Genomic DNA, 23,991 nt, shown 5'->3' on the forward strand with positions numbered 1-23,991 from the left:
GCGCGCTACTGCATCAGCGACACTAAAAAAACTCCCGCAGGGGGTAAGTGCATCTATCCTTAAAAAGCCATCCGCTTCACCTGACTGGCTAAACATGCGACAATGATCGGCACTGCCGGCTTAATCTTACGCTAAATCAGGATATTAACTGCCCATGAAGGGTAAATACAAAGCCGCTATTGCGCTCTTACTGCTGTTCATTTTGTTGCCACTGACGCTGTTGATGACCCTCGCGCAGTGGGTGCCGACGCTCGCCGGGATTTGGCTGCCCGCAGGGACGCGTATCGCCTTCGAGAAGCCTCCCATCCTGACGCGCCACGCTATTGTTATCCCCGATCTTCGTTATCTGGTTGAGGACTGCGAAATTGCCCGCCTCGAAAATGCGACCCTGTCGCACCCCAGCCGCTGGGATCTGGATATCGGCGCGCTTGACATTCATTCCGTCTGCCTTGGCAAAATTCCGCCGTCCGCCCCCTCGACGGCCGCGCCAAAAACCCTGGCGCAGTGGCAGGCACTCTTGCCCAACGCCTGGATAACCATTCATCGCCTGACGCTTTCGCCCTGGCAGCAGTGGGAGGGTGAGCTTCGTGCATCGCTCACGCCTGCCCAACAGGAAGTGGCCTATCAAGGTGAACAGGTGAGTATCAAGGGGCAATTGCGTGGTCAAACGCTGGCTATCAGCCAGTTTGACGTTCAGCTTGCCGGTCAACCCCAGCCCGTTAAGCTGCTGGGTGAGTTCACCTTACCCCTGGTGCCGGACGGCGTGCCGGTTAAAGGCCAAGCGCTCGCGACATTTAAGGTGCCAGCGTTATCGTCGCTGGTCGATGCCGAACTGGAATGGCAAGAAAACCAGGGGCAACTGGTGGTCATGGCGCGAGATAACCCCGACCCCCTGCTCGACCTGCCGTGGCAAATTACCCGCCAAGAGTTGACCATCAGCGACGGTCGCTGGCACTGGGATCGGTCAGGTATGCCGTTGAGCGGTCGCGTTGGCCTTCGGGTCGACAACTGGCAACTGGGACTGGAAAAAGCCACGGTTACGGGGCGCCTGAATGTGCTTACCCAGGGCGATGCGGGGAAAGGTAACGCGGTACTGAATTTTGGCCCGGGCAGGCTCAGCATGGATAACAGCGACATGCCGCTCCACCTGAGCGGCGAGGCGAAACAAGACGACCTCGTGCTCTACGCCAGGCTCCCGGCAAAACTGACTGGCAGCCTGAGCGACCCGCAGCTCATTTTTGCCCCCGGTGCGCTATTGCGTTCACGCGGACGTATCATCAACGCCCTTGATATCGATGAAATCCGCTGGCCGCTGGCCGGTGTGAAAGTGACGCAGAAGGGCGTGGATGGACGGCTGCAGGCCATTTTGCGGGCGCATGAAAATGACATGGGGGATTTTGAACTCCATCTCGACGGCCAGGCCAGCGACTTTTTACCCGATAACGGACTGTGGCAGTGGCGCTACTGGGGCAAAGGAGGCTTCACGCCGATGCAGGCGCGTTGGGATGTAGCGGGAAGAGGCGAGTGGCGTGACCAGCTTATTGAGCTGACCGATCTTTCCACCGGTTTTGACCAGCTCCAGTACGGCACCATGACGGTGAGCAAACCTCGTCTGGTGCTGGATAAGCCTGTACGCTGGTTTCGCGACCCGGCGAGGCCCACGTTCAGCGGCGCACTCTCACTCAATGCCGGGCAAACGACCTTCTCCGGTGGAAGCGTGCTGCCGCCGTCGGTACTGGCGTTCAGCGTTGAGGGGCCTGACCCGACACGCTTCCAGTTCAGGGGCCGCCTCCATGCCGATAAAATTGGCCCGGTGCAGGTAAACGGGCGCTGGGACGGCGAACGTCTGCGCGGAGAAGCCTGGTGGCCGCAACAGTCGCTTAACGTGTTCCAGCCGCTTATCCCGACGGACTGGAAGATGACCCTGCGTGACGGCGAACTCTATGCGCAGGTTGCCTTTTCAGCCGCCGCAGACCAGGGCTTTGAGGCTGGCGGTCACGGCGTCCTTAAATCCGGTAGCGTCTGGATGCCAGATAACCAGGTCAGCGGCGTGGACTTCGTTCTACCGTTTCGTTTTCGCGAGGGGATCTGGTCGTTAGGCACCCGCGGTCCGGTAACCTTACGTATCGGCGAAGTGAAAAATCTGGTCACCGCGCGCAATATTACAGCGGACCTGCAGGGCGACTATCCATGGAGTGAGGAAAACCCGCTGCTGCTCACCAACGTGAAGGTTGAAATGCTGGGGGGCAAAATTACCCTGCAGCAACTGCGAATGCCGCAACACGTTCCGGGCCTGTTACGCGTGGACAATATCTCCTCCAGCGAACTGATTAGCGCCGTTAACCCGAAGCAATTTACCCTGTCCGGGCCGGTAAGCGGGGCGTTGCCGTTCTGGCTAAATAATGAAAAATGGATTATCAAAGACGGTTGGCTGACGAACCCGGGGACTATGACGCTGCGTATCGACCAGGATACCGCCGACGCCATCGTGCGCGACAATATGGTCGCAGGCGCGGCGATCAACTGGCTCCGCTATATGGAAATCGCCCACTCCTGGACAAAAATTAATCTTGATAATCTGGGGCAATTGACAATGCAGTCGGCGATCAAAGGAACCAGCCGGATGGATGGAAAAAGCGGTTCTGTCAACCTGAATTACACTCATGAAGAGAACGTCTTTATCCTCTGGCGCAGCCTGCGTTTTGGAGACAACCTGAAAACCTGGTTTGAGCAACACGCGGTCATACCCATTACCCGCAGTTCGACTGGCAAGGAAAGTGAGGAACAACAATGAAAAAGAGGGCTGGGGCACTTACCGTCGCCGTTGCCGCGCTGCTGAACGGCTGTACGCCGCGCATTGAAGTCGCCGCGCCGAAGGAGCCGATTACCATCAATATGAACGTGAAAATCGAACATGAGATCCACATCAAAGTCGATAAGGACGTTGAAACCCTGTTGAAATCACGCAGCGATCTGTTCTGAGGATGCCATGAAACAAACAGTAGCCCTTTTCATCCTGACGCTGGGAATGAACGTACAGGCGGCAGCGCTCACCTTAAACGACGCCCGGATGCAGGGGCGCGTGGGGGAAACCCTGAGCGGTTATATCGCGCCAGTTAGGCAAGATGCCGAGACCCTGGCACTGGTGAACAACATCAATGCCGCGCGTACGGAAAGTTATCAAAAACTGGCGGACAGCAATAACTTACCGGTCAATGAAGTGGCGAAAATGGCCGGGCAAAAACTGGTTGCCCGCGTCCAGCCCGGAGAATACGTGAAGGGGATTAACGGCAAATGGCTGAAAAAGTAGCGGGCCAAAACGCGTGTCATGAGCGTGACCACCGGTCCTGCCGCTAGATTTTCAGGGTATCAATAACGATGCGCAGGGCGGGGGAGACGTTGCGATGAGGGTAATACAGGAACAACCCCTCCATGCGCAGGCTGTAACGCTGTAACACCCGGATCAGCGTACCGCGTTCAAGATCGTCCGCAATGAGTTCGACAGGAACATAGGCCAGCCCCAGGCCCAACCGGGCGGCTTCTGCCTCCATATAGCTATCAGACAGCGCCCATTGCCCGTCTGGCCGGTGGATGATTTTTTTCCCGTCCTGAATGAGTTCCCACTGATACACACTGCCGTCGGCAAACTGGTAGGCAATGCAGGGATGGAGGGCTAAATCCGCCGGGGTCTGGGCAAAGCCGTAGCGACGAAAATGGTCGGGGGTGGCGACCACAGCCATCTCCATATCGGGGGTAATGCGCACCGCCACCATGCCCTGAGCCACCTCTGGCCCCAGGCGAACCCCCGCATCGAACCGTTCCTCAATAATATCGACGAAGCGACTCTCATTTATCAGTTCAAGCCTGATGTCGGGGTAGCGCTGTTTAAATACCGCAAGCTTTGGCAGGAGGCATTTATCAATAGCGTGCTGGCTGGCATTGATCCGCACCGTGCCAGAGGGGCTTTGACGATAATGGGCCAGAGTGGCAAGCCCCACGTCTAACGCATCAAACCCGGACTCAGCCTTCTGGTAAAGCTGCTCCCCGGCCTGCGTTAGCGACAGCTTGCGCGTAGTGCGCACCAGCAACTGAACGCCCACTCTCTCTTCAAGTTCACGAACAGACCGGCTGACGCCCGACTGCGCAAGCCCAAGCCGCTGAGCCGCCGCGGTAAAACTGCCTTCCCGCACCACCTGCATGAACAGGTAAAGCTCATTGTAATTTTCTCGTTTCGCCACCGCGATATCCCCGTCAGGTCCGGCGCTAATTTATAACAATATGGTATGAATCTTAGCATTTATCCCCCTCTAATCAGCACTAATTTTGCTCATTATACTGACCCTCAGTGAAATAAAGCACCGCAGCGTTGTCCGTAAGAAACCTGTATTTCTCTCTTGTTCTTTATGGGGATGTTTATGAATACGTTTGCCAGAAAACTGAAAACTGCGATGCCTGCCATGCTGCTATTCGCCTCATTAAGTGGAGTAACGACTATGAGTTATGCCGATTTAACCCATCCGAATGCCCCCGTGTCGATGATCAATAAATGGGATAAAACCTTCCCCGAGAGCGATAAAGTCGACCATCGTAAAGTGTCATTCCAGAACCGGTACGGCATCACCCTGGTGGGCGATCTCTACCTGCCTAAAGACCGGGGCGACCGTAAGTTTGCGGCGGTGGCGGTAAGCGGGCCTTTTGGCGCGGTGAAGGAGCAATCCAGCGGGCTGTATGCCCAGACCCTGGCTGAGCAGGGATTTATTACGCTGGCTTTTGACCCATCCTATACCGGCGAAAGCGGCGGTTATCCGCGTAACGTCGCCTCACCGGATATCAACACTGAAGATTTTAGCGCTGCGGTTGATTTTCTGGGATTACAAAAAGAGGTGGATCGAAACCGGATTGGCATCCTCGGTATTTGTGGCTGGGGAGGGATGGCGCTGAATGCGGCGGCGGCGGATACGCGCATTAAAGCGGTTGCGACCAGCGTGATGTATGACATGAGCCGGGCGATGGGCCACGGCGTAGGCGACGGCAAAGACCGTTACACCCCCGCCGATCGCCGCGCGGTATTGCACTATCTGAATGAACAGCGCTGGAAAGATACCCAAAGTGGAACCTTCGCACACGGCGGCCATGACATTAACGTCGACCGTAACGGCAACGTCAGCGCAGGCGAGCGCATCCTGCCCGAAACGCTGCCGGCAAATCCTCATCCGGTCCTGAAAGAGTTCTTTGATTACTACCGTATGCCGCGCGGCTTCCATGAGCGTTCCGTTAACTCGACCGGCGCCTGGACCGCCACCATGCCGCTGTCATTTATGAATATGCCGCTGCTGAGCTACGCGAAAGAGATAACCATCCCAACCCTGATCGTGACGGGTGAGAAGGCGCATTCACGCTACTTCGCGGAAGATGCCTTTAAGGCCGTGGGCAGTAAAAACAAAGCGCTGGTGATTGTCCCGGGCGCAAATCACGTCGATTTGTACGATAACGTTGCGGGCAAAATCCCCTTTGCCCGCTTTGAGCAGTTCTTCCAGACCAACCTGAAATAAGCGACAGCCACCCGTCTGCGGCGGGTGGCTTCGCTACTGAGCTGAATATGTCCACACTAAGCCAAACAGCTTCACAGAAGCGTCAGCACGCTCAATGGGGCGGTATTTTTGCCATGACCCTGTGTGTCTTTGTCTTGATTGCATCCGAGTTTATGCCCGTCAGCCTGCTCACGCCAATTGCCCGTGACCTGGGCGTGACGGAGGGGCTGGCAGGACAAGGGATTGCCATCTCCGGCGCGCTGGCGGTGTTAACCAGCCTCACCCTCTCAACCCTTGCCGGAACGGCGAACCGGAAATATGTCCTGATGGCGATGACGGTTCTGATGGCGGTGTCGGGCATTGTTATTGCGCTGGCATCCAGTTATCTGGTGTACATGGCGGGCCGGGCGCTGATTGGTATTGCCATCGGCGGATTCTGGTCAATGTCCGCCGCGACGGCGATCCGTCTTGTCCCGGATCATCTGGTGGCGCGTGCGCTGGCTATTTTTAACGGCGGGAATGCGCTGGCGACGGTAGTGGCGGCACCGTTAGGGAGCTACCTCGGGGCAATCCTCGGCTGGCGCGGAGCCTTCTTATGCCTAGTCCCCGTCGCAATGGTGGCGCTTATCTGGCAGAGCGTGAGCCTGCCCGACATGGCTGGTCATAAAAGCGATGCGTCACGCGGATCCGTGTTCAGCCTGCTCAGCCGCCCGGGGATCTCTCCTGGCCTGCTGGCCTGTGGCCTGTTCTTTATGGGCCAGTTTGCGCTCTTTACCTACGTGCGGCCGTTTCTCGAGACGGTGACGCGGGTCAATGACGCCGGGCTGTCGCTTATACTGCTCGCGATCGGCGTGGCGGGGCTTGTGGGCACGCTAATTGTCTCAAACTTCCTGAACGCGCAATTCTACCCAACGCTTTTCGCTATCCCTGGACTGATGGCGGCCGTCGCCATAGCCTTGATTCTGACCGGGCACAGCGTGTGGATTGTTGCGCCGCTGTTTGGCTTCTGGGGACTACTGGCAACGGCTGCGCCAACCGGGTGGTGGACCTGGATTGCGCGCACGCTGCCTGATGATGCCGAAGCTGGAGGCGGACTGATGGTTGCCGTGATCCAGCTCGCTATCGCACTGGGCTCAACGGCAGGCGGCGTTATGTTTGATAATCTCGGCTGGCAGAGCGCATTTGCCATGAGTAGCGTGCTGCTGCTGTGCGCCGTCGCCCTGACGTTCCTCACATCGCGCCGGGTTTAACCCTACCCCAGTCGCGACGGCGGGAACCGGTTCTCAGCGTGTCGCCACCGGGGCTTCACTTTTTACCGTCCGCACTCTCACCCTGATGCGCCATTGCCAGCGCGCTGGCGCTGGCGGGATCGAACAATGAAAGACTCTCAATCTGATTGAGTAAAATCACCTTTCGGAAGTCCATTGCGCTTTTAGGTTCTGAATCAAGCGCGATGTCGTGTTCGGCATACCATCTGCTGTAATTATTTTCGATGCGCAGGTTCATCGTCTCCTCTTCGCGGTAACCGCTCAACATCGGAATAAGCACGATATTGGCCGTTTTTTCATATTCAAGCGTGGCGGTGTGGATCATTCCCACATAGATGCGCCGCGAGCGGAGCGTCACCAGCGCCAGTTCGCCCTGTTCCATACACTGATACAGCAACTGTTCGATACCGCTCGACTGGGCAAGGCGTTTGTACAGTTTTTTTCGGCCTTCGCCATCCAGTCGCGCGCTTCCGGCCCAGTTGGAGCGATAAAGACAAAACAGGATCGCAAACGCCAGCATCACCACCACCGGAGCCTGGATCCCCAAAAAGCTCCAGTTCATAAAATCAATTTGCCAGTCGGCGTATTTCTGCGAGGTGAAATGAAAAGTGTTGTCGAGAGCGGAGAGGGCATACAGCAGTAGCCAGAGCAGACCGGTGGCAATCACCCCTTGCAGAACAAAAATACAGCCGTACAGCGCCACAAGAAAATAGACATCCCAGCCGAAAGAACGTTTGATTTTAAAGCGTGTGGAGAGATCGCGGCTGGTGTACCAGTATCCGCACACCATCAGCACCATAAAGATTGCCGTTCCCATATTACGCCCTCTTCAGCGCATTAACGTGGCGCAGAAAATCCTGGCGCACGTCGTTGCTTTTGTAGTTAACCGAGGCGTTACCGTCCTGATCGATAATGATCCGATCGCCATCCTCCACGGCTTCAATAATTTCCTGCTGGCTCATCACCTGAAGCAGGGACTCAGGGCTTGAGAAAAGTGAAATTAATAGTCGTCTCATGGCGTTACATCCTCATAAAGAAAAAGGATAAGCCTGGAAGAAAGAACGGAGGTTTTCCTTAAGGTTTAACTGAAAAGCATGGCGGGTGAGGCGACGCATAATCTGAGTGAAAAAAACCATCAAAATATGCTTCTCATATCTATATGAAATATATAAATAATACAAAATATCTCATCATAAACTTGGACAAATATCATTGAATGTGTAAGTTTTAATTATGCCCTTACGCTCCGTTGTTCACTGTCAGGATGTGACCCATGAACACCTTGCCCGCTGTTGTCAGTCGATTTATTGATTACTATGCCGCGCTTGATACCCAGCCGCCGTCCGCGCTGGCAGAGCTTTATCACGCGGATGCCACGCTTATCGATCCTTTCGGTAAACACGCTGGGCTATTTGCGCTGCAGCGCTATTTTACCCACCTGTTGGCCAGCGTCGAAAAGTGCCGTTTCGCCATCGAGTCCCCGTTACACCGTGACGATCGTTTTGCTGTCAGTTGGACGATGCACTGGTCGCACCCGCGTATGGCCGGTGGCGCGCCTCTGGAACTGCCGGGCTGTTCCATGGTGCAGGTTGAGAACGATCGGGTAATTCACCAGAGGGATTACTACGATGCGGGTGAAATGATCTACGAACACCTTCCCCTGATCGGCTGGGCGGTACGCGGCGTGAAACGCAGGGTGGCATCATGAAAACCGTGCTGATTACCGGCGCGAGTTCCGGCATAGGGGCCGGGCTGGCGAAATCCTTTGCCGACGAGGGTTACCAGGTGGTCGCCTGCGGACGGGATCCGGCGCGCCTTGAAGCCCTGCGGCACTACAGCCCGACGATCACGCTTCGCCCGTTTGACACGACAGACAGGGACGGCTGTCGCCAGGCGCTGACCGACTGCGATGCCGATCTGGTCATTCTCTGTGCCGGAACCTGCGAATACCTCGACCATGGCAGGGTAGACGCTGCGCTTGTCGAGCGGGTCATGAACACCAATTTCATGGGGTCGGTGAACTGCCTCGCGGCGCTTGAGACACGGTTGGCGGCGGGCAGCCGCGTTGTGTTGGTCAGTTCGATGGCGCACTGGCTACCCTTCCCACGGGCGGAAGCCTATGGTGCCTCGAAAGCGGCGTTAAGCTGGTTCGCAGAGAGCCTGCGCCTCGACTGGGAGCCAAGAGGAATTGCCGTCACCCTGGTGTCGCCAGGCTTCGTCGATACCCCCCTGACGCGAAAAAACGATTTTGCCATGCCCGGTCTGGTCAACGTCGACCAGGCCGTGAAGGCTATCCGCACCGGGCTGGCGAAAGGGAAGAACCACATCGCCTTTCCCGGCGGATTCAGCCTGATGCTGCGGGCGATCGCCAGCCTGCCCGCATCTGTGCAACGCGCCCTGCTGCGCAGGATGGTGCGCGCATGAACATCGCCATTATCGGCAGCGGCATCGCCGGTTTGACCTGCGCCTGGCGGCTGGCCGGTCATCATCAGGTAACCCTGTTTGAAGCCGGGGCCACGCCCGGCGGCCATACCGCGACGGTCGATGTCGCCACGCCGCAGGGGACTTACGCCATTGATACCGGTTTTATCGTCTACAACGATCGCACCTATCCGCGCTTTATGGGCCTGCTCAGCGAGCTTGGGATCCGCGGGCAAAAAACGCAGATGAGCTTTTCGGTGCACAATCCCCGCAGCGGGCTGGAGTACAACGGGCACAGCCTGACGTCGCTGTTTGCCCAGCGCCGCAACCTGCTGAATCCCGCGTTCTGGGCGCTTTTGCGGGAGATTATGCGTTTCAACCGACTGGCTAAACAGAGCCTCGCGCAGGACGTTGACCCGAGCGCTACCCTGCAGACCTTTCTGCAACAGCACCGTTTCACGCCATTTTTTGCCCGACATTATATTCTGCCCATGGGGGCGGCTATCTGGTCATCGTCGCTGCAGGAGATGAAACGCTTTCCGCTGCCACTTTTCCTGCGCTTTTTTGAAAACCACGGTTTGCTGGATATCCGCGATCGTCCCCAGTGGTACGTAGTGCCTGGCGGGTCGCGAGAGTATATCCGCGCCATGCTGGACACGCTGGGCGACAGGTTAACCTTGCGCCTCAACGCGCCCGTACAGCGGGTGATTCGACATGAACGTGGGGTGAAGATCCAGCTCCACACCACCAGCCATGAGTTTGATCAGGTTATATTTGCCTGCCATTCCGTCCAGGCGCTGGCGATGCTGGACGCGCCAACCTATGCCGAGCGCCAGATTCTGGGCGATATCGGCTGGCAGCGTAATGAAGTGGTGCTGCACAGTGACCGGCGCTGGCTCCCGATACGCCAGCGCGCCTGGGCTAGCTGGAATTACCGCCTGAGCGAACGCGACCAGGCCAGCGCGTGTGTCACCTATAACATGAATATTTTGCAGGGCTTGCCCGCAGGCAGCCCGCTATTCTGCGTGACGCTGAACCCGGAAACAGCGGTAGACGAACGCTTCGTTTTGCAACGTTTTACCTACGAACATCCGCTCTTTACCCCGCAAAGCTGGCGGGCACAGGCCCGGCGTGGCGAGATCAATGGTCACAACCGGAGCTGGTTTTGCGGAGCTTACTGGTACAACGGTTTCCATGAAGATGGCGTGCGCAGCGCGCTGGACGTGGTGCAGGCCGTAGCGTGCGCGGAGGGCCGTTAAGATGAACAGTTGCCTCTATCACGGGCTGATGCGCCATCGGCGTTTTCTGCCAAAGGCGCATCAGTTTAACTACAGCGTTTTTATGGCCTGGCTGGATCTCGACGAGCTGGATGCGCTTTCTTCTGTTGGCGTGCGTCGCAACCGCTTTGCCGCCGCCGCCTTTTACGATGCAGATTACCCGCTGGGAATGCCGCTCAAAGAAAACGTCCTCGCGCGTCTCGAGAGCCTGACGGGGGAGCGCCCCGAGGGACGCGTGATGCTACTGACGCAGTTGCGCTATTGCGGCTTTCATTTCAATCCGGTCAATTTTTACTATTGCTATGACGCTGGCGATACGCTGCGCTGGGTACTCGCCGAGGTGAGAAATACCCCCTGGAACGAGCGCCATTACTACGCCATAGAGGGGCAAGATGCCCCCCCGACCGCGAAAGCGTTTCACGTTTCGCCCTTCAATCCAATGGATATGGTTTACCACTGGCGCTTCAACTGCCCGGGTCAGACGCTGAACATGCATATCGAAAATCATCAGCAGGCCAAAGTGTTTGATGCCACGCTGGCACTGCGTCGGGCACCGCTTACGCGCTCTACGCTGCGTTCGCTGCTGTTGCGTATTCCGCTGATGACGCTTAAGACCGTTATCGCCATCTACTGGCAAGCGCTCAGGCTGTGGCTGAAACGTGTGCCGTTGCATAACCATCCTGTTAGCAGGAGTGAGCGATCATGACCGATCCCGCCTTTGCGCTTGAACCCGATATCCCGCGTAACGTTCGCATCGCTCGTTGGCTGCTTTTTCGCCTGCTGAGCGGTATTCGTGGTGGAACGCTCACCGTCCGTGAAGGCGCGCAGACGTTCCATTTTGGTGAAACTACCGCCGGGCTGCATGCCGACGTGCAGATCCTGACCCCGGGCGTATACTGGCGTCTCTTAACCGGGGGTAGCCTCGCCGCAGCGCAAGCCTGGATAGACGGGGAGTGGGAGACAGCACAGTTAACGCCGCTTCTTCAGCTCCTTGCGCTTAACGGACACGTGCTCGGTCGGCTGGAAAAAGGGTTCCGCCTGCTGGGAAGGCCTGTGGAACGGTTACGCCACTGGACGCGGCGAAACTCCCGTGCTCAGGCCCGGAAAAATATTGCCGCCCACTACGATCTGGGCAACAGCTTTTATGCTCATTTTCTGGACAAAGACCTGCTTTACTCCAGCGCGCTGTTTACCGCGGGCGAGGACGATCTTGCCCGGGCGCAGCAGGCGAAAATGGCCCGTCTGTGCGAACAGCTAGCGTTGACGGCCAACGATCGTCTGCTTGAGATTGGTACTGGCTGGGGGGCCATGGCGGAGTACGCCGCCCGCCATTACGGCTGTCGGGTAACCACCACCACGCTCTCACGGGAACAATATCTGTGGGCGAAGGCGCGGATCGCCCGGGCAGGGTTACAGGATCGCGTCGAGGTGCTGCTGTGCGACTACCGCGATCTCACCGGGCAATTCGACAAGCTGGTCTCCATAGAGATGATTGAAGCGGTAGGGCAGCGCTATTTGCCCACCTTCTTCCGGACCTGCCAGGCGCGGCTGCGCCCGGGAGGACGGCTGGCCATTCAGGCGATAACCATCCAGGATCAGCGTTTTGCCGACTACAGCAAAAATGTTGACTTCATTCAGCGTTATATCTTTCCCGGCGGTTTTTTACCCAGCATCACCGCCATGAACGAGCTGATGACGCGCCATACCGATTTTGTGGTGCGCAATCTGTTCGACATGGGGCCGGACTACGCGCGTACGCTGTCCCTCTGGCGGCAGCGCTTCGTGCACGCCTGGCAGGAGATAGAAACCCTGGGCTTTGATGAACGTTTTCGTCGGATGTGGCTGTATTACTTCGGCTATTGCGAGGCGGGGTTTAACGCCCGCACCATCAGCGTGGTGCAAATGACCGCGGACCGGGTATGAAGCGCTACGGGCAGGTGTTCCTGCTCGCCATTGCGTTCGATCTCTACTGGACGCTGGTGGTGCTGTTTCGCGAGCGTGGGCTGGTTATCTGGCTCGCGCTGGCAATATTCGCCTGCCTGATGCTGCCTGCGGCTCAACGCCTGTACGCCGTTGTTCTGGCAGCGGCGGGCAGCGTGCTCGACGCGCTCTGGGCGCTAACCGGGCTTCTCGCCTTTACGGGCGAGTCGCTGATGCCTTTGTGGATGGTGGCGCTATGGTTGATGTTCGCCACCGTCTGGACCCGGCTGACCCATACCACCACCTTACCGGGCTGGCTGCTCACGCTGATGGCAACGATCGGTGGGCCGGTGGCGTACCTGATCGGCAAGCGGCTGGGGGCGATCGTTTTTCTGGAGCCGACCTTTATCGTCGTCAGTTGGATGGTACCCGGCTGGCTGATTTTGATGCTGTTTTTCCACCTGATGATGGGGAGGCAACAATGAAAAACGCGTTATACGCCTGATGGCCGTTATCGCGGCCCCGGTCAGGATCACGCCTTGCTCATCACCTGCGTACGCAATACCCTGAACTTCGTCGACAGTTGATCGGAGACCAAAAATGAAACGAATCCTGATCATGGCGCTTGCCTTGACCATGCTGCTGGCAGGCTGTAGCACAGAGGTGACCGAGTATCGCCATCAGAAGCCGGAACTGGATATCTTTACGTGGTTTACCGGCAGCACCGAGGCGTGGGGCATGGTGCAGGATCGTAGCGGCAAGCAGATACGGCGGTTCCATGTTGACATCACCGGAAACGTTGTGGGCGATACGCTGACGCTCAACGAGCATTTTGTCTACGACGATGGCGAAAAGCAGCAGCGGGTCTGGCATATCCGACGTACAGGACCGGGCCGCTACGAGGGAAGGGCAGGCGATATTAAAGGCGTTGCCACGGGGCAGGCGGCGGGCAATGCTTTCCACTGGCGATACAGCATGAACGTTAAGGCCAACGGCAATACCTGGCTACTGCACTTCGATGACTGGATGTACCTGCAGGATAGCACGCACCTGTTCAATAAAACGGAGATGACAAAATTTGGCGTCACCGTTGCCACGGTGACGCTGTTCTTTACCCGCAAGACGCGAGCTTAATCGCGAGCGGTGCGGGGCTTATTGCTGGAGTAGATAAAAAACAGGGCAACCGCCAGGCAGAGGATCGCTCCCAGTCGGCTGGGTGAAAACGCAATCGCCGCATTGCCCAGCCAGCCAAAGTTATCGATCAGCATGCTCATGGCTAACTGCCCCAAAATCACCGCCACCGTCGCCACCGCGGTGCCAATACGCTGCACGGCGAGCACCATTATGACGATGTAGGGCACGCCGCACAGTGCGCCCAGCAGTTGCCACTTTGGCACGTCCAGCAAGGTGATCGCCTGTTTTGGCTCAAAGAAGAAGATCAGCAGGGCGGTCACCAGCGCGCCAACGGAAAAGGTCAGGAATGCACTTTTGAACACCCCCACGCTGCTGCCCAGTTGTCCGTTGATCGCAGCCTGGACGCTCAGCGTCGCCCCCCCTACCACGGCTAAAAAAATCATCATGACGGTCATAACGTTACCCCTGTGCAACCAGAATCAATGCAGCAATAATGAAAATTAACGCGAGAAAACGTTTAGTCTCTATTTTCCTGCGCGCCGTACCCAGTAGACCATAGTGATCGATGATTAAGCTCTTAAATACCTGGCCCGCCAGAATGCCAATCATCGTCATGGCAATGCCGATCGCAGGCGTGGCGATGGTCAAAATGACCACGTAAACCGGGCCGAGTACTCCACCCAGCAACTGCCAGCCCGGTTGAGAGAAGATAGAGGGGCTATTGCGCGGGCTGAAAAATAGCATCAGCAAAAACGTCAGGGCACTTCCCACCCCAAATATGCTGAACGTCGCCCATAAATCACCGACTTTCCCCCCCAGAGGGCCAAGTAAGCCTGCCTCGACGGACAGCCCCATTCCGGCCGCAATAACCAGTAAAATCAAAACAAATTGCATAGCATCCACTCTCGAGTTCTTAAGACGACGAAGACTACCGCTGAAGACCGATGTGAAAAATGCCATAATGTAATAAACACCTTTGCAGGAAATGCATAAATGTACGATGTGAGAAACATCAGCATTCGCACCATGCTTATCTTCATTGACGTCTATGAGACGCAAAATTTTTCCGTGGTTGCGCGGCGGGAAGGGGTGTCGGCTTCGCAGGTATCACGCGTTATACACCAGCTTGAAGATGCGCTTGGTCAACAGCTTTTTTACCGTAATACGCGGGCGATTATGCCCACGGAGAGTGGGCACCTTTTCGTGCGTTATGCCCGGGCGATGGCGGGAAGCCTTGAGGAGGCGCGACGTGAACTGGATGAACGTGCGAGCGAGCCTTCGGGCACCATTCGTATTAATGGCCCGGTCAACTTCGGCCAGAGGCACCTGGCGCCGGGGCTTGCTACGCTGTCGGCGCGTTACCCCCGGCTCACCATCGAATTGACGCTGACCGATGATTTTATCGACCCGCACCGGGATGCCGCGGATCTTATCTTCCGCATTGGCGCGCTGACGGACTCCTCCTTTCGCGCACGGGTTTTCGGACAGCAATTTTATCACCTTGCCGCCTCGCCAGCCTATTTACGCAAACAGGGTTCGCCTGAAGTGCCGGATGACCTCAGTCGCCATCACTGTCTTGTCTATCGCGGATCTTCCGGGCCAAACCGCTGGCTGGTCCGTCAGCCCGGGAAGGCGTGGATCCACTATCCCATTGCGCCGCTGATAACCTCCAACAATGCCGAAACGCTGCTGATTGCCGCCCTGGAGGGGATGGGGATTGTGCTCTTTCCGGACTGGCTGGTGAGTGAAAGACTGAAAAGCGGCGAGCTGGTGACGCTTATGCCTGAGCGGGAATGTTCCATCCATACCGAGCCACAAACCCTTGCGGCACTCTATCCTGATACCCGGCATCCGCCCCTCAACGTCAGGGCGGTAATCGATCACTACATCGAGCAGTTCGGCACGCCGCTATACTGGCAAAAATAGCGTTACTGAGTTAACGGCTAAGCTCACGACGGATAATCTCTGCCCCCGCGCTTAACGCATTCAGCTTGCCGTTGGCCACCTGGCGGGAGAGGGGGGCCATCCCACAGTTAGTCGACGGGTAAAGCTTGTCCGCGTCGACGAACTGCAGCGCCTTACGCAGCGTATCGGCGACTTCGTCCGGCGTTTCGACACTGTTGGTTGCCACATCGATTGCGCCCACCATCACCTTCTTACCGCGGATCAGTTCTAGCAGATCCATCGGTACCCGCGCGTTATGGCACTCCAGAGAGATGATATCGATATTGGACGTCTGCAGTTTAGGGAACGCCTCTTCATACTGACGCCACTCTGCGCCCAGCGTCTTTTTCCAGTCGGTATTGGCTTTGATGCCGTATCCATAGCAGATATGGACGGCGGTTTCGCATTTCAGCCCGTCGATGGCGCGTTCTAACGCGGCAATACCCCAGTCGTTCACCTCATCAAAAAAGACGTTAAAGGCAGGCTCATCAAACTGGATGATATCGACCCCGGCCGCCTCCAGCTCTCTGGCCTCCTGGTTAAGGATTTTGGCAAATTCCCAGGCCAGCTTTTCACGGCTTTTATAGTGGGCATCATACAGGGTATCGATCATGGTCATCGGCCCGGGTAGCGCCCATTTGATCGGTTTATCCGTCAATTGCCGCAGATACCTGGCATCGTCGACGAATACCGGTTTTTGACGCGCCACGGCATCGACAACGGTGGGGACGCTCGCATCATAGCGGTTGCGGATGCGCACCGTCTGACGGTTGGCAAAATCAACGCCACTCAGGTGTTCAATAAACGTGGTCACGAAGTGTTGGCGTGTTTGCTCGCCATCACTAACGATATCAATTCCGGCGCGGAGCTGGTCGTCGAGAGAGAGGCGCAGGGCATCCTGTTTGCCTGCCAGTAATTCCTGGTCCTGCAATTTCCACGGCGACCACAGGGTTTCGGGTTGAGCAAGCCAGCTGGGTTTAGGTAAACTTCCAGCCGTTGATGTCGGGAGCAATGTTTTCATTATAGAAGACCTTATTATTGATTATTTAACGTGTGAAATTATGAGACCACTGCTCAAGACGTTGTTGGTACGGCGTAATAAATTGCGCCTGGGTAAATTTGCCTTGTTCAATCGCCAGGCGGCTGCGCTCTTCACGATCGTAAACAATTTTTGTTACTGAATGATCGTCATGATTAAGATCTGGCTGATAACATTGTCCTGCCGTCGAGTTCGCATTATAAATCTCAGGACGATAAATTTTCTGAAAGGTCTCCATCGTGCTGATGGTAGCGATCAGTTCGAGATTACTGTAATCCGCCAGTAAATCGCCGGAATGATAAAAGGCAAAAGGCGCGGCGCTGTTTTCAGGCATGAAATAGCGCACCTTCAGGCCCATTTTGCCAAAATACTGTTCTGTCAAGGAGGTTCCTTCAGGCTGGTACTCAATACCCAGCACGGGATGGCTGTTACCGGTGCGGTGATAGATCTCCTTACTGGAAACGCTCAGGCAAATGACCGGTGGCTTTTTAAAGTGCTCTCTGTATTGCGCTGACCGGGTGAAATGCCTGAAGATGTTACCGTGCAAATCGCCAAAGTTCTCCGGAAGCGTAAAGCGGGGCTGATCTTTATTATGTTCGAGCAGTAACACGCTAAAGTCATAGTCGCGGACATAGGATGAAAAATTATTGCCGACGATACCCTCGATACGCTGATGTGTTTTTTTATCAACGATGGTGGTTTGTAATATTTCTATAGCCGGGAAGCTATTGCCATCGCCCATATTCATGTCTACGGAAATAATGTCAAGCGCTACCGCGTAACGATCGGCTTTTGGATTATCCCAACGCGCTAATGCATTAAAACGGTTATTGATCATCACCAGCGTATTGCGCAGGTTTTCCTGTCGTCTTTCACCACGGGCCAGATTGGCAAAATTGGTGGTGGTACGCGTATTTTCTGAAGGGTTATAGTTCTCATCGAAGCAACTGCGCTTAAGGGTGAATGTAAAAGCGTTACTCATTGTGTTATACATCCTACGTTCATGTTGCCAGGAAGTTATCAATGCGTAATTTATGCCTGAGCGAGTGGCGCAGGGGAAGTGACTTAATTTCACTGTAACATGAGTAATCGTCATGTACGCCTGCGCAGAGGCGACGGTGGCGGAGCGTATTTTCGGGTTAATGCAAAGTTAATAACCCACAGGAATGTCATCAAACAGGCCTTCTCTATCATTGCTTTACCTTACATCGCCATTGAAATTTTCAGTTGAATTACTCCGCAATATATACGTTTCAATGTCGGGCAGTGTGCCTCTCTCGGGGTAAAACGGTACAAGCGGTGATCCTTCACTGCCTGTCTGGTACAGGCTCCTCAATTGCCGGTATAATCATTAAAATTTCCACTCGGTTTAGAAGCGAACATGACAAAACTCACCTTACAAGAGCAGATGCTAAAAGCGGGACTGGTGTCCAGCAAGAAGATGGCCAAGGTTCAGCGCACGGCGAAGAAATCCCGCGTGCAGGCGCGTGAGGCCAGAGAGGCTGTGGAAGAGAACAAAAAAGCGCAAAGCGAGCGTGATAAGCAGCTAAGCGAACAGCAAAAGCAGACCGTGATGGCGAAAGAGTTCAAGGCGCAGGTGAAGCAGTTAATTGAAATGAACCGCATCACCGTGGCGAAAGGTAATATCACCTTTAACTTCACCGATGGCACTCTCATCAAGCGGATAGACGTCGATAAGCAGACGCAGGCCCAGCTCATTAATGGCCGTCTGGCCATTGCGCGCCTGGTGATAAACGCCAATGGCGACTGCGACTACGCGATTATCCCGGCCGTAGTGGCCGATAAAATTGCCCAGCGTGATGCCCGGAGCATTGTTTTAAACAGCGCCCTGAGTCAGGAAGAGCAGGACGAAGACGATCCGTATGCAGATTTCAAAATTCCTGATGATTTGATGTGGTAAACCGTTATCAAAACGGTGCGGCATGACGGGCGTTAATCACCTCTGCGCTCACCGGGTGAACAAAGTCCAGCCCGCTGGCGTGAAGCATCAGCCTTCGGGCGCTCTTCGCGCCCGGCATCTCAAGACCCCCGTAAAGATCGCAGCCTAAAATAGGGTGGCCCAACTGCTGGCAGTGAATGCGCAGTTGATGGGTTCGCCCGGTTTCAGGAAACAATTCGACCCGCGTCAACGGCAGCTCCGCGCCCTGATAAAAACGCGCGATCGCCCGATAGCGGGAGCGGGCCGGTTTGCCATGGTCAGGGCAAATCGACATCAACGGAAACAGCGCCGGATCGTTGGCTATCGGCGCATCAACCGTCCCTTCGTCGTCCGCGAGATGTCCGCACAATAGCGCGCTGTAGGTCTTGCTCACTGTGCGTTGGCTAAACTGACGGCACAGGGCGGCATTGATCGCTTTATTGCGGGCGATCACCATCAGCCCAGAGGTGCCGAAATCAAGACGGTGCACCAGCGTGCAGTCTGGATACGTCTGGACCAGACGATGATGAACGGAATCACGGTTTTGCGGGTTCTTGCCTGACAGGCTCAACAGCCCGGAAGGTTTGTTGATAAGCAACAGATGCTCGTCCTGCCAGAGAATATCAATCTCATCGCGACAGGGTGGGGCAATAAAGGTATCGACAATAACAGACATCGGGCTGCCCGGCTGGAAAGTGGGAGCGGATGATAACGAAATAGCGGGAAAAAGAACAACCCTCCCGCCGGAGGCAGGAGGAGGACATCCTAGGCTGCGACGAAACCGTCGATGGCAGCTTTAGCGTCAGACTGCGCTTTGGTCGCCACTTCCGGACCGTAAGCAATGCCTTCCGCGAACACGAAGTTGACGTCGGTGATGCCGATAAAGCCCAGGAACACGGTCAGGTACGGGGTCACCAGGTCAGTTGCGGTATCTTTGTGAATACCTCCACGGCTGGTCAGAACAAACGCGCGTTTGCCTTTTACCAGGCCTTCAGGGCCGTTCTCGGTGTAACGGAAGGTTACGCCTGCACGCGCCACCAGGTCGAAGTAGTTTTTCAGTTGAGTAGGAATATTGAAGTTATACATTGGGGCGTTGATCACGATAACGTCGTGCGCCTGCAGCTCAGCGACCAGCTCGTCAGAGAGCGCCAGGGCTTCCTGCTGACGCGGCGTCAGCGGCGCATCGCTCGGGCGCAGCGCCCCAACCAGTTCGCCATCCAGCACCGGGATCGGGTTTGCAGCCAGGTCACGGACGGTGATTTCGTCTGCGGAATGCTGTTCACGCCACTGTTCAACGAAGTAGTCAGACAACTGACCAGACTGTGAGTACCCTGCCAGAATACTGGATTTCAATACGAGAACTTTGCTCATGGGTCATTCCTGTTTTGCATTTGATTGAAGGGGGTTGCCCCGTTGCTTGTTGACACTTTATTCACAATCCTGTCGCAGGGATAGTGCAATATATCGAAGCCCATGTTCGAAATTTTTGAATAAGGCGCTGGAGGCGTCGATGTGATACGCTATACCTATCATTGAAAACAGAATTTATCCGGCAGAGCACTGCCCGTTAACGCTATGACAGAACACCAAAAATTAACCTTGCCGATGCTCCTGCAACAGCTTAATTCATTGATGCTGCGCGACAAACAGCGCTTTGCCCACCGTCTGCACGGAGTCAAGAAGGTTAAAAATCCTGATGCACAACAGGCCATTTACCAGGAGATGGCGAAAGAGATTGAACAGGCCGCAGGGAAGGTTGTGCTGCGCCAAGCCGCACGTCCGCAGATAACCTACCCGGAAAACCTGCCCGTTAGTCAGAAAAAGCAGGACATCCTTAACGCGGTGCGGGATAACCAGGTGGTGATTGTCGCCGGGGAAACCGGGTCGGGCAAAACCACCCAGTTGCCGAAAATTTGTCTGGAACTGGGTCGCGGAGTCAAAGGGCTGATCGGTCACACCCAGCCGCGTCGACTGGCGGCGCGTACCGTTGCCAACCGTATTGCCGAAGAGTTGCAAACAGAACCGGGTGGCTGTATTGGGTACAAAGTCCGCTTCAGCGACCATGTGAGCGATAACACCCAGGTCAAGCTGATGACCGACGGTATTCTGCTGGCGGAGATCCAGCAGGATCGTCTGCTCATGCAGTACGACACCATCATCATCGATGAAGCACACGAGCGCAGCCTGAATATTGACTTCCTGCTCGGCTATCTGAAAGAGCTGTTACCGCGCCGTCCGGATCTGAAAATCATCATTACCTCCGCCACCATTGACCCGGAGCGTTTCTCAACGCATTTCAACAATGCGCCGATTATCGAGGTCTCTGGCCGGACGTATCCGGTAGAGGTGCGCTATCGCCCGATAGTTGAAGAAGCAGACGACACCGAGCGCGATCAACTGCAGGCCATCTTCGACGCCGTTGATGAACTGGGTAATGAGAGTGCGGGCGATATCTTAATCTTTATGAGCGGCGAGCGTGAAATTCGTGATACCGCCGAGGCGCTGAACAAGCGCGACCTGCGTCATACCGAGATCCTGCCGCTCTACGCACGCTTATCGAACAGCGAGCAAAACCGCGTGTTCCTGGCGCACAACGGGCGCCGCATTGTGCTGGCGACCAACGTGGCGGAAACCTCGCTGACCGTGCCGGGCATCAAATATGTGATAGACCCGGGTACGGCGCGCATCAGCCGCTACAGCTACCGCACCAAAGTCCAGCGCCTGCCCATTGAACCGGTATCGCAGGCCTCGGCTAACCAGCGTAAAGGTCGCTGTGGCCGCGTGTCGGAAGGGATCTGTATTCGTCTCTATTCGGAAGACGATTTCCTGTCGCGTCCGGAATTTACCGACCCGGAGATTCTGCGTACCAACCTCGCGTCCGTTATTCTGCAGATGACCGCGCTGGGGCTGGGCGATATCGCCGCGTTCCCGTTTGTTGAAGCGCCCGACAAGCTCAATATTCAGGACGGCGTGCGTCTGCTGGAAGAGCTGGGCGCGATCGCCACCGATGCGCAGGCGACCGCCTATAAACTGACGCCGCTGGGCCGCCAGCTTAGCCAGTTGCCGGTTGACCCGCGTCTGGCGCGGATGGTGCTGGAAGCGCAAAAACACGGCTGCGTGCGCGAGGCGATGATTATCACCTCGGCGCTCTCCATTCAGGACCCGCGCGAGCGTCCCATGGAGAAACAGCAGGCCTCCGACGAAAAACACCGTCGCTTCCACGATAAAGAGTCCGATTTCCTCGCCTTTGTGAACCTGTGGAACTACCTCGGTGAACAGCAAAAAGCCCTGTCGTCGAATCAATTCCGCCGCCAGTGTCGCGTCGAGTTCCTCAACTATCTACGCGTGCGCGAATGGCAGGATATCTACACCCAACTGCGCCAGGTGGTGAAGGAGCTGGGTATTCCGGTCAACAGTGAACCGGCAGAATATCGCGAGATCCATCTCGCGCTGCTGACCGGCCTGCTTTCACATATCGGCATGAAAGATGCTGATAAACAGGAATATACCGGCGCGCGCAACGCCCGTTTCTCCCTCTTCCCGGGGTCGGGCTTATTCAAAAAACCGCCGAAATGGACCATGGTGGCCGAACTGGTGGAAACCAGCCGCCTGTGGGGACGCATTGCCGCGCGTATCGATCTAGAATGGGTTGAACCGCTGGCCCAACATCTGCTGAAACGCGCGTACAGTGAACCGCACTGGGAGCGGGCGCAGGGCGCGGTAATGGCGACGGAGAAAGTCACCGTGTACGGCCTGCCGGTGGTGGCGGCGCGTAAGGTCAACTACAGCCAGATTGACCCGGCGCTGTGCCGCGAGCTGTTTATCCGTCATGCGCTGGTGGAAGGAGACTGGCAGACGCGCCATGCGTTCTTCCGGGAAAACCTCAGGCTGCGCGCTGAAGTAGAAGAACTGGAGCACAAATCCCGTCGCCGCGACATTCTGGTGGATGACGACGCGCTGTTCGAGTTTTACGACCAGCGCATCAGCCACGAGGTGATGTCCGCCCGTCACTTCGATAGCTGGTGGAAGAAAGCCAGTAAAGCGACGCCAGACCTGCTTAACTTTGAAAAGAGCATGCTGATTAAAGAAGGGGCGGAGTCGGTCAGCAAGCTTGATTACCCGAACTTCTGGCATCAGGGCAACCTCAAGCTGCGCTTAACCTACCAGTTTGAACCGGGGACCGATGCCGATGGCGTCACCGTCCATATTCCGCTTGCGCTGTTAAACCAGGTGGAAGAGAGCGGGTTTGAGTGGCAAATTCCCGGCCTGCGCCGTGAGCTGGTGATTGCCCTGATTAAATCGTTGCCGAAACCGGTACGCCGCAACTTTGTTCCCGCGCCTAACTATGCCGATGCCTTTTTAGGCCGCGTAACGCCGCTGGAAATGCCGCTGCTGGATGCCCTCGAACGTGAATTCAGACGCATGGCGGGCACCACCATTGAGCGTGAGGCGTGGAACTGGGATCAGGTGCCCGATCACCTGAAAGTCAGCTTCCGGTTGGTAGACGATAAAAACAAAAAGCTGCAGGAAGGCCGCAGCCTGACCGCGCTAAAAGAGGCGCTGAAGGGTAAGGTCCAGGAAACTCTTTCCGCCGTAGCCGATGACGGCATCGAGCAGAGCGGGCTGCATATCTGGAGCTTTGGTCAACTGCCGGAAAGCTACGAACAGAAACGCGGCAACTACAGGGTGAAAGCCTGGCCTGCGCTGGTCGACGATCGGGACAGCGTTTCCATCAGGCTGTTTGATAACCCACTGGAACAGCAGCAGATGATGTGGCGCGGCCTGCGTCGCTTGCTGCTGCTCAATATCCCGTCGCCGATAAAGTATCTGCACGAGAAACTGCCGAACAAAGCCAAGCTCGGTCTCTACTTCAACCCGTACGGTAAAGTGCTGGATCTGATCGACGACTGCATCTCCTGCGGCGTGGACAAGCTGATCCATGAAGCGGGTGGTCCGGTATGGACGGAAGAGGGGTTTGCGAAGCTGCATGATAAAGTGCGCGCAGAGCTGAACGACACCGTGGTGGAGATTGCCAAACAGGTCGAGCAGATCCTGACAGCCGTCTTCAACATCAACAAGCGTCTGAAAGGGCGCGTCGATATGACCATGGCCCTGGGGCTGTCGGATGTCAAAGTGCAGATGGCCGGGCTGGTGTACCGCGGTTTTGTCACCGGCAACGGCTTTAATCGCCTGGGCGACACGCTGCGCTATCTGCAGGCGATTGAAAAGCGGCTGGAGAAAATGGCCACCGATCCGCACCGCGACCGCGCGCAGATGCTGAAAGTGGAAAGCGTGCAGCAGGCGTGGCAGCAGTGGCTGAACAAACTGCCGCCCGCCCGCCGTGAAGATGAAGACGTTAAGGCGATCCGCTGGATGATTGAAGAGCTGCGCGTCAGCTTCTTCGCTCAACAACTGGGGACGCCGTATCCGATTTCAGACAAGCGTATCGTGCAGGCGATGGAGCAGATCCCGGTATAAGAAAGCGCGTCAACACAGGCCCGGTAAGCGAAGCGCGACC

At 56.2% G+C, this 23,991-nt stretch carries 24 protein-coding genes; 15 read left to right on the top strand and 9 right to left on the bottom strand.

Annotated features, from left to right (window positions below; genetic code table 11):
- Positions 1-154 precede the first annotated feature (154 nt).
- From NL510_RS11055 to NL510_RS11065, 3 genes are read left to right on the top strand one after another with little or no spacing between them, the layout of a single operon-like run.
- On the top strand, positions 155-2,794 hold the full coding sequence (locus tag NL510_RS11055; RefSeq protein WP_253384600.1) for a YdbH family protein: 2,640 nt from the start codon (positions 155-157) through the stop codon (positions 2,792-2,794).
- The gene (locus tag NL510_RS11060) at positions 2,791-2,982 is read left to right on the top strand and encodes a YnbE family lipoprotein (protein ID WP_253384602.1); all 192 of its coding nucleotides are present in this window, start codon (positions 2,791-2,793) and stop codon (positions 2,980-2,982) included. Before NL510_RS11055 ends, NL510_RS11060 begins: the two co-directional genes overlap by 4 nt.
- Positions 2,983-2,989: 7 nt before the next feature.
- Positions 2,990-3,310, top strand: a complete 321-nt coding sequence (locus NL510_RS11065; RefSeq protein ID WP_253384604.1) for a YdbL family probable chaperone protein — start codon at positions 2,990-2,992, stop codon at positions 3,308-3,310.
- A 43-nt stretch (positions 3,311-3,353) separates the two neighbouring features.
- On the opposite strand, the gene NL510_RS11070 is transcribed toward NL510_RS11065, so the two are convergent.
- Positions 3,354-4,238 carry a LysR family transcriptional regulator gene (locus NL510_RS11070; protein ID WP_253384606.1) on the bottom strand — a complete coding sequence of 295 codons (885 nt, stop codon included), beginning with the start codon at positions 4,236-4,238 and terminating at the stop codon, positions 3,354-3,356.
- 177 nt (positions 4,239-4,415) lie between these two features.
- Here NL510_RS11070 and NL510_RS11075 point away from each other — a divergent pair, with 177 nt between their 5' ends.
- Positions 4,416-5,552, top strand: a complete 1,137-nt coding sequence (locus NL510_RS11075; RefSeq protein WP_253384608.1) for an alpha/beta hydrolase — start codon at positions 4,416-4,418, stop codon at positions 5,550-5,552.
- Positions 5,553-5,599: 47 nt separating this feature from the next.
- Positions 5,600-6,781 (top strand): MFS transporter, encoded by a 1,182-nt coding sequence (locus NL510_RS11080; protein WP_253384610.1) that lies wholly within the window; start codon positions 5,600-5,602, stop codon positions 6,779-6,781.
- A gap of 55 nt (positions 6,782-6,836) precedes the next feature.
- Here NL510_RS11080 and NL510_RS11085 read toward each other — a convergent pair whose 3' ends face one another.
- Positions 6,837-7,616, bottom strand: coding sequence for a hypothetical protein (locus NL510_RS11085; protein WP_253384612.1), 780 nt, complete (start codon positions 7,614-7,616; stop codon positions 6,837-6,839).
- A gap of 1 nt (position 7,617) precedes the next feature.
- Positions 7,618-7,815, bottom strand: a complete 198-nt coding sequence (locus NL510_RS11090; RefSeq protein WP_253384614.1) for a hypothetical protein — start codon at positions 7,813-7,815, stop codon at positions 7,618-7,620.
- Positions 7,816-8,072: 257 nt separating this feature from the next.
- Between NL510_RS11090 and NL510_RS11095 the strand changes: the two genes are divergently transcribed.
- The 7 genes from NL510_RS11095 to NL510_RS11125 all read left to right on the top strand — a co-directional run bounded on the left by NL510_RS11095 (position 8,073) and on the right by NL510_RS11125 (position 13,551).
- Positions 8,073-8,507, top strand: a complete 435-nt coding sequence (locus NL510_RS11095; RefSeq protein WP_253384616.1) for a nuclear transport factor 2 family protein — start codon at positions 8,073-8,075, stop codon at positions 8,505-8,507.
- Complete coding sequence (locus NL510_RS11100; protein WP_253384618.1) at positions 8,504-9,223, top strand: SDR family NAD(P)-dependent oxidoreductase; 720 nt, start codon at positions 8,504-8,506, stop codon at positions 9,221-9,223. The genes NL510_RS11095 and NL510_RS11100 overlap by 4 nt, the downstream gene beginning before the upstream one ends.
- A complete protein-coding gene (locus tag NL510_RS11105; RefSeq protein WP_253384620.1) occupies positions 9,220-10,479 on the top strand; it encodes an NAD(P)/FAD-dependent oxidoreductase in 1,260 nt (419 codons plus the stop codon). The genes NL510_RS11100 and NL510_RS11105 overlap by 4 nt, the downstream gene beginning before the upstream one ends.
- 1 nt (position 10,480) lies before the next feature.
- Entirely contained in the window at positions 10,481-11,203 is a 723-nt protein-coding gene (locus NL510_RS11110) for a DUF1365 domain-containing protein (protein WP_253384622.1), read from the top strand.
- A complete protein-coding gene (locus tag NL510_RS11115) occupies positions 11,200-12,420 on the top strand; it encodes an SAM-dependent methyltransferase (protein WP_253384624.1) in 1,221 nt (406 codons plus the stop codon). The genes NL510_RS11110 and NL510_RS11115 overlap by 4 nt, the downstream gene beginning before the upstream one ends.
- Complete coding sequence (locus NL510_RS11120) at positions 12,417-12,902, top strand: DUF2878 domain-containing protein (RefSeq protein ID WP_253384626.1); 486 nt, start codon at positions 12,417-12,419, stop codon at positions 12,900-12,902. Before NL510_RS11115 ends, NL510_RS11120 begins: the two co-directional genes overlap by 4 nt.
- Before the next feature lie 115 nt (positions 12,903-13,017).
- A complete protein-coding gene (locus tag NL510_RS11125; RefSeq protein WP_253384628.1) occupies positions 13,018-13,551 on the top strand; it encodes a DUF3833 domain-containing protein in 534 nt (177 codons plus the stop codon).
- Here NL510_RS11125 and NL510_RS11130 read toward each other — a convergent pair.
- Together NL510_RS11130 and NL510_RS11135 are read right to left on the bottom strand one after the other, a co-directional pair.
- Positions 13,548-14,006 (bottom strand): DMT family transporter, encoded by a 459-nt coding sequence (locus NL510_RS11130; RefSeq protein WP_253384630.1) that lies wholly within the window; start codon positions 14,004-14,006, stop codon positions 13,548-13,550. The genes NL510_RS11125 and NL510_RS11130 overlap by 4 nt on opposite strands.
- 4 nt (positions 14,007-14,010) lie before the next feature.
- Entirely contained in the window at positions 14,011-14,445 is a 435-nt protein-coding gene (locus NL510_RS11135) for a DMT family transporter (RefSeq protein WP_253384861.1), read from the bottom strand.
- A 99-nt stretch (positions 14,446-14,544) separates the two neighbouring features.
- Between NL510_RS11135 and NL510_RS11140 the strand changes: the two genes are divergently transcribed.
- Positions 14,545-15,477 carry a LysR family transcriptional regulator gene (locus tag NL510_RS11140; protein WP_253384632.1) on the top strand — a complete coding sequence of 311 codons (933 nt, stop codon included), beginning with the start codon at positions 14,545-14,547 and terminating at the stop codon, positions 15,475-15,477.
- A gap of 10 nt (positions 15,478-15,487) precedes the next feature.
- Here NL510_RS11140 and NL510_RS11145 read toward each other — a convergent pair whose 3' ends face one another.
- Together NL510_RS11145 and NL510_RS11150 are read right to left on the bottom strand one after the other, a co-directional pair.
- Positions 15,488-16,516: a methionine synthase gene (locus NL510_RS11145; protein ID WP_253384634.1), complete on the bottom strand. Its 1,029-nt coding sequence runs from the start codon at positions 16,514-16,516 to the stop codon at positions 15,488-15,490.
- A 25-nt stretch (positions 16,517-16,541) separates the two neighbouring features.
- Positions 16,542-17,516, bottom strand: a complete 975-nt coding sequence (locus tag NL510_RS11150; RefSeq protein ID WP_253384636.1) for a DUF1852 domain-containing protein — start codon at positions 17,514-17,516, stop codon at positions 16,542-16,544.
- A gap of 399 nt (positions 17,517-17,915) precedes the next feature.
- On the opposite strand from NL510_RS11150, the gene NL510_RS11155 reads away from it, so the two are divergent.
- Positions 17,916-18,455, top strand: a complete 540-nt coding sequence (locus tag NL510_RS11155) for a DUF2058 domain-containing protein (protein ID WP_253384638.1) — start codon at positions 17,916-17,918, stop codon at positions 18,453-18,455.
- Between the two features lie 7 nt (positions 18,456-18,462).
- Here the strand turns inward: NL510_RS11155 and NL510_RS11160 are convergent, their stop codons facing one another.
- Together NL510_RS11160 and azoR are read right to left on the bottom strand one after the other, a co-directional pair.
- A complete protein-coding gene (locus NL510_RS11160; protein WP_253384640.1) occupies positions 18,463-19,149 on the bottom strand; it encodes an RluA family pseudouridine synthase in 687 nt (228 codons plus the stop codon).
- 89 nt (positions 19,150-19,238) lie between these two features.
- A complete protein-coding gene (gene azoR / locus NL510_RS11165; RefSeq protein WP_253384642.1) occupies positions 19,239-19,844 on the bottom strand; it encodes an FMN-dependent NADH-azoreductase in 606 nt (201 codons plus the stop codon).
- A 204-nt stretch (positions 19,845-20,048) separates the two neighbouring features.
- Between azoR and hrpA the strand changes: the two genes are divergently transcribed.
- Entirely contained in the window at positions 20,049-23,951 is a 3,903-nt protein-coding gene (gene hrpA, locus NL510_RS11170; RefSeq protein ID WP_253384645.1) for an ATP-dependent RNA helicase HrpA, read from the top strand.
- Positions 23,952-23,991 lie beyond the last annotated feature (40 nt).

Source organism: unidentified bacterial endosymbiont, from assembly GCF_918797525.1.
Lineage (GTDB): Bacteria > Pseudomonadota > Gammaproteobacteria > Enterobacterales > Enterobacteriaceae > Enterobacter.

What these genes read in the sequence shown, in the direction of transcription:
- NL510_RS11055 (WP_253384600.1), top strand. Translation starts at nt 155, where the DNA reads ATGAAGGGTAAATACAAAGCCGCTATTGCGCTCTTACTGCTGTTCATT.
- NL510_RS11060 (WP_253384602.1), top strand. Translation starts at nt 2,791, where the DNA reads ATGAAAAAGAGGGCTGGGGCACTTACCGTCGCCGTTGCCGCGCTGCTG.
- NL510_RS11065 (WP_253384604.1), top strand. Translation starts at nt 2,990, where the DNA reads ATGAAACAAACAGTAGCCCTTTTCATCCTGACGCTGGGAATGAACGTA.
- NL510_RS11075 (WP_253384608.1), top strand. Translation starts at nt 4,416, where the DNA reads ATGAATACGTTTGCCAGAAAACTGAAAACTGCGATGCCTGCCATGCTG.
- NL510_RS11080 (WP_253384610.1), top strand. Translation starts at nt 5,600, where the DNA reads ATGTCCACACTAAGCCAAACAGCTTCACAGAAGCGTCAGCACGCTCAA.
- NL510_RS11085 (WP_253384612.1), bottom strand. Translation starts at nt 7,616, where the DNA reads ATGGGAACGGCAATCTTTATGGTGCTGATGGTGTGCGGATACTGGTAC.
- NL510_RS11090 (WP_253384614.1), bottom strand. Translation starts at nt 7,815, where the DNA reads ATGAGACGACTATTAATTTCACTTTTCTCAAGCCCTGAGTCCCTGCTT.
- NL510_RS11095 (WP_253384616.1), top strand. Translation starts at nt 8,073, where the DNA reads ATGAACACCTTGCCCGCTGTTGTCAGTCGATTTATTGATTACTATGCC.
- NL510_RS11100 (WP_253384618.1), top strand. Translation starts at nt 8,504, where the DNA reads ATGAAAACCGTGCTGATTACCGGCGCGAGTTCCGGCATAGGGGCCGGG.
- NL510_RS11105 (WP_253384620.1), top strand. Translation starts at nt 9,220, where the DNA reads ATGAACATCGCCATTATCGGCAGCGGCATCGCCGGTTTGACCTGCGCC.
- NL510_RS11110 (WP_253384622.1), top strand. Translation starts at nt 10,481, where the DNA reads ATGAACAGTTGCCTCTATCACGGGCTGATGCGCCATCGGCGTTTTCTG.
- NL510_RS11115 (WP_253384624.1), top strand. Translation starts at nt 11,200, where the DNA reads ATGACCGATCCCGCCTTTGCGCTTGAACCCGATATCCCGCGTAACGTT.
- NL510_RS11120 (WP_253384626.1), top strand. Translation starts at nt 12,417, where the DNA reads ATGAAGCGCTACGGGCAGGTGTTCCTGCTCGCCATTGCGTTCGATCTC.
- NL510_RS11125 (WP_253384628.1), top strand. Translation starts at nt 13,018, where the DNA reads ATGAAACGAATCCTGATCATGGCGCTTGCCTTGACCATGCTGCTGGCA.
- NL510_RS11130 (WP_253384630.1), bottom strand. Translation starts at nt 14,006, where the DNA reads ATGACCGTCATGATGATTTTTTTAGCCGTGGTAGGGGGGGCGACGCTG.
- NL510_RS11135 (WP_253384861.1), bottom strand. Translation starts at nt 14,445, where the DNA reads ATGCAATTTGTTTTGATTTTACTGGTTATTGCGGCCGGAATGGGGCTG.
- NL510_RS11140 (WP_253384632.1), top strand. Translation starts at nt 14,545, where the DNA reads ATGTACGATGTGAGAAACATCAGCATTCGCACCATGCTTATCTTCATT.
- NL510_RS11145 (WP_253384634.1), bottom strand. Translation starts at nt 16,516, where the DNA reads ATGAAAACATTGCTCCCGACATCAACGGCTGGAAGTTTACCTAAACCC.
- NL510_RS11150 (WP_253384636.1), bottom strand. Translation starts at nt 17,516, where the DNA reads ATGAGTAACGCTTTTACATTCACCCTTAAGCGCAGTTGCTTCGATGAG.
- NL510_RS11155 (WP_253384638.1), top strand. Translation starts at nt 17,916, where the DNA reads ATGACAAAACTCACCTTACAAGAGCAGATGCTAAAAGCGGGACTGGTG.
- NL510_RS11160 (WP_253384640.1), bottom strand. Translation starts at nt 19,149, where the DNA reads ATGTCTGTTATTGTCGATACCTTTATTGCCCCACCCTGTCGCGATGAG.
- azoR (WP_253384642.1), bottom strand. Translation starts at nt 19,844, where the DNA reads ATGAGCAAAGTTCTCGTATTGAAATCCAGTATTCTGGCAGGGTACTCA.
- hrpA (WP_253384645.1), top strand. Translation starts at nt 20,049, where the DNA reads ATGACAGAACACCAAAAATTAACCTTGCCGATGCTCCTGCAACAGCTT.